This window comes from Propioniciclava sp. LT432 (assembly GCF_059515965.1).
Map to the genome: position 1 here is coordinate 1 of NZ_JCAKNE010000064.1, position 4,473 is coordinate 4,473.

At 64.6% G+C, this 4,473-nt stretch carries 3 protein-coding genes; 2 read left to right on the forward strand and 1 reads right to left on the reverse strand.

What is annotated here, in order from left to right; translation table 11 throughout:
• Positions 1 to 124: 124 nt before the first annotated feature.
• Positions 125 to 1,417, forward strand: coding sequence for an ISL3 family transposase (locus AC5YDV_RS19505; RefSeq protein WP_496185164.1), 1,293 nt, complete (start codon positions 125 to 127; stop codon positions 1,415 to 1,417).
• 584 nt (positions 1,418 to 2,001) lie between these two features.
• On the opposite strand, the gene AC5YDV_RS19510 is transcribed toward AC5YDV_RS19505, so the two are convergent.
• Positions 2,002 to 2,769 (reverse strand): matrixin family metalloprotease, encoded by a 768-nt coding sequence (locus tag AC5YDV_RS19510; RefSeq protein WP_496192570.1) that lies wholly within the window; start codon positions 2,767 to 2,769, stop codon positions 2,002 to 2,004.
• A 413-nt stretch (positions 2,770 to 3,182) separates the two neighbouring features.
• Here AC5YDV_RS19510 and AC5YDV_RS19515 point away from each other — a divergent pair, with 413 nt between their 5' ends.
• The gene (locus tag AC5YDV_RS19515) at positions 3,183 to 4,373 is read left to right on the forward strand and encodes an integrase catalytic domain-containing protein (RefSeq protein ID WP_496182577.1); all 1,191 of its coding nucleotides are present in this window, start codon (positions 3,183 to 3,185) and stop codon (positions 4,371 to 4,373) included.
• Positions 4,374 to 4,473 lie beyond the last annotated feature (100 nt).

Below are 4,473 nucleotides of genomic sequence, written 5' to 3' on the forward strand. Positions count from 1 at the left end.
CGTGGTGGGTCGTTGATGCAAGGGCTCGTGGCCTTGCGCTGGGATGGGTGTTGCGAAGCATCCAACCGGACAAGGACCACGAGCTGTGATCAAGCCTATGTGCTCGCAGCGTGACGCTGCGAGCGTGACTTTCAACCTGCCTGACTACCACGTGATCGACGCGATCGACCTGCCCCTGGGTGGTCGGCGGGTGATCGTGAAGGCCGACACCATCGCCGGCGGCTGCCCCGACTGCGGGGTGGTGTCGGCGCGGGTGCATGCGTGGTGTCGGCAACGGGTCAAGGACGTCCCGCACGCCGGCGGTGTGGAGGTGTTGGTGGTGAAGCCACGGTTGGTGTGCGCCGAGCAGGGGTGCCCGCGACGGACGTTCACCCAGACCACGAGCGAGTTGCCGCGACGGGCTCGGTGCACGACGCGCTTGCGTCAGGCGTTGCTGACCGCGGTCATCGACCAGGGTCAGCCGGTCGCCCAGGTCGCCAAGACCCATCAGGTGGCGTGGTGGACCACCCAGAAGACGGTGAACGACGCGGTCGACACGTTGCCCGACGTCGACGCCCTGCACGTAAAGCACCTGGGTATCGACGAGCACCGCTACCGCCGGGTCCGCTGGTTCCGCGACCCCGACAGCAGCGGCTGGCGGCGGGTCGAGCCGTGGATGACGACCCTCGTCAACACGGCCTGCGGTCAGGTGCTGGGGGTCGTCGACGGCCGTGACAGTGCTGCCGTCGAGGGCTGGCTGAACGCCCGCAGCCAGGCCTGGCGGGACCGAATCCAGATCGTTGCGATCGACCCCTCAGCAGCGTTCAAGAAGGCGATCACCACCAGCCTCCCGCACGCCAAGATCGCGGTCGATCCGTTCCACCTGGTCCAGTTGGCGAACCTGTGCCTGACCCGGGTGCGGCAACGCCTGGTCCAGGACCTCCACCAGCGCCGGGGCCGGAAGGTCGACCCGGCCTGGGCACATCGCACCCTGCTGCTCCGCGGCTACGACACCCTCTCGGAGCGGGCCCGCCACCGGCTCGATGAGGTGTTCACCAGCGACGACCCCACCGGCGAACTCGGCGCCGCCTGGGGCGTCAAGGAAGGACTGCGGCTGATCCTCGCCAGCCGCACCCTCGAAGGAGCCCGTGACGCCAAACAGCGGCTCGAAGGCTGGGTGAAAGACGCCGACACCGACGAGACCACCAGGCTGTGGGACACCCTCAACGCCTGGTGGCCCGCCATCGAGGCGTTCATCACCAGCCGGGTCACCAACGCCCGCACCGAAGCGGCGAACACCGCCATCAAACACATCAAACGGACCGGGCGCGGCTACCGAAACAACGAGCACTACCAAGCCCGTATCCTGCTCCGCAGCGCCCACCGGGCGCGGCAACACCGCTTGACCAGCCAAGGCACCACGGCCAAGTGTGAATAGCCGCCATACCACCTCCGACGCCGCGATGATCTACCAGCACGCCGCCAGAGGCAGGGACCGGCAACTGGCGCGGGAACTGTCGAGGTTGGCCGCAGGCAACTGACAAACGCTCGATCAGCCGAGAGTCGGATGCTCCATGGCTTCCCGGGTTGTAGACCATGGAGAAAGCCAGCAAGTCGATCGACGCGCCGATTCACAGGACGGTATATCGCCTTATGGAATCGTGGAACTACGCAGCGCTCAACGACAAAGATCCTTCCACCTTGTGTCCCTCGATCTCAAGGGTGACTTGTCCTTGGGCAGCAGTCGCGACGGACACGACCGTGCTCGTCTCCTCGCATGGCATATGAGTCTCCACTATGGAGCGGTTATCCACGAGGACGGCTACTCTGACAGTTCCCTCACCGGAGCACTTCAGGTCAAGTCGATATGAACCGTGGAGTTCGGTGAACTTAGTCTCCGTTCCGCGATAGTCATCCCCGAATGTCAGCGAGACGATCCGTACCTCCGTGGGGGATGGTGATGGGGAAGCCGCCGCGCATCCCGCGGTCATTGCCGCGAACACAACGGCCAGTACACGACTGCTAGTACAGAAAACCGATGCCATAGAGGTCACCCATCCGCTTCTCACGTCGATTCTCACCAAGGTTGAAATACGGGTACATAACCTGCTTGGGAGTGCTTGACACATGGCCGAGACCGACGGCGTGGCCGATCTCGTGCGTTGCGATCGAAACAAGATCGTACTTGGTTGACGGCACCGTGCCCGTCCCGGCGTACCAACTGACGGACGTGCTGAACGCCATGTCGGCCTCGGTAGTCGAGCTACCCGCGTACCACCAGGTTGTTAGTGCGAGGGTCCCTGAGGACAGCGACTTCCAACCTTGTGTGCTCTTTCCATCTTGCACACCCACTGCCTTGGTCGTGGACCCTACCTCCCCGACTGCCAGGCTGTGCGTCGAGCCACCGCAAGTTGAGTTCTTCGCCTCGATATATCCCTCGGCAGCGTCGAATGCTGCGTAGCGAGCAGACTCGGTCATGCTGGATGGGCGACCGGAGTAGTTGGTGAACCACTGGTAGATCTTGCCGCTCCACTTCTGCCCGGTGAGCGCATACTGAGAAGACGACCCGCACCAAGATGGGTAGGCTGCGGCGACTGCAAGTGGCCCGGACTCAACCCGAGCCAACGACGCTTCCTGCTGCGCGACCATCTCCTTGACGGCGTCGGGTTCCCCGATCGGATCCGCTCCATCGATACTGACGGCAACACCGCCGGAAACACTGTGCAAGAGTTCGACCTGCGTGGGCAGTGAGCGGTCACTGTCTGCGGTGCGGGTGACGGACTGCCCCACACCCTGCCCCTCCGGGGGTACCGTGAGATTGAGATCACTCACGATGACGGTTCGGCCTTCCATTGCGCAGCTGCTGAGCGATGGCCGCGTGAGTGCAGTGAAATCCATGACAGCGCCACAATCCGCGGCCGAAGCAAAGTTCACAGCCGAGGCTGCAGTGATTAGTGCGGCCACTCCGACCGTAGCTGCCAATCGGGACCCTAACCTCATTGGTATCTCCCTCGACGGTGCATTCTCCGTGTCCCCACGGAACGCTGTTGTTTTGGACGGTATAACAGTTCCGCCTACCGCACAAGCGGCCGAGTTGACTCACCTAAGACCTCCGCTTCGAGGGGGTCGTTGCCTCAGGTGAGTTTCTCCGGTTCGGGGGTGTCGTTGCCTCGCGTAAGGGTCTCCGCCTGAACGATCCGGGGATGGAGCTGACCTTGAGCGAGCGCAGGGCTGTCACGGTGAAGAAGGCGTTGGCCTACAAGGGGGCGGACCGGGCCGGGAAGTCGCGGATCCTGGACGAGTTGGTCGAGTTGACGGGCTGGCATCGTGACTATGCGCGGGCGGCGTTACGGGAGGTGCTGGTCGTCAAACCGGTCCGGCCTCGCAAGCCGCGGTCGCGGGTCTACGGCGATGACCTGCTGCCCGCCCTGGTGCGCTGTTGGACCCTGTTGCGGGCGCCGGCGGGGAAGATCCTGGCGCCGTTCATGCCCGTGCTGGTGCCCCTGCTGCGGGTGGAGGGGGAGATCGTCTTGGACGACACCCAGGCCGAGTTGTTGGCCGGTATCTCGGCGGCCACGATCGACCGGATGCTCGCCGGGGAGCGGAAGCGGATGACGCTACGCGGCCGGACGCACACCAAGCCGGGGTCGTTGTTGAAACACCAGATCCCGATCCGCACGTTCGCTGACTGGGACGATGCGACGCCGGGGTTCGTCGAGATCGACCTGGTCGCCCACGACGGTGGGGTGGCCTCGGGTGAGTACTGCTACACGTTGACGATGACCGATGTGGCGACGGGGTGGACGGTGAACCGGTCGGTGCCGAACCGGGCCCGTCGGTGGGTGATCGAGGCCATCGACCACGCCGCCGGGATGTTCCCGTTCCCGATCGTGGGGATCGATTCCGACAACGGGTCGGAGTTCATCAACCACCACTTCCTGCACTACTGCGAGACCCGCAAGATCACGTTCACGCGCGGGCGGGCGGGGAAGAAGAACGACGGCTGTTACGTGGAGCAGAAGAACTGGGCCCGGGTGCGGGAGTTGGTCGGCTACTACCGGTACGACACCGACGCCGAGCTCGAGCTGCTGAACCGGATCTGGGCGTTGGATGACGCGTTCGCGAACTACTTCCTGCCCAGCCTGAAGCTGGCCTCCAAGCACCGCGACGGCGCCAAGGTCGTCAAGAAGTACCACCAGGCCGCCACCCCGCACCAGCGTGCCCTCGCCCACCCCGCGACCCGGAAACGGCCCGTGATCACGATGAACGCCCGGTTCAAGAAGCTTCGCCTCGGTGCCCTGCAACGCGAGATCCTCCACCACACCGGACGCCTCGAAGCCCTCGCCCAGGCCAAGGGCCGTACCGCCCGGCAACGCCGTGCCGCGACCGGCTGAACCGGAGGAGACACGTGAGGCAACGACTCCTGCCGAACCGGAGGTCACAGGTGAGGCAACGACCTAATCCATCCGGAGGTATTGACATGAGGCATCACGG

Excerpts from the sequence above, each read along its gene's own strand:
- AC5YDV_RS19515 (WP_496182577.1), top strand. The coding sequence starts at position 3,183 with ATGGAGCTGACCTTGAGCGAGCGCAGGGCTGTCACGGTGAAGAAGGCG.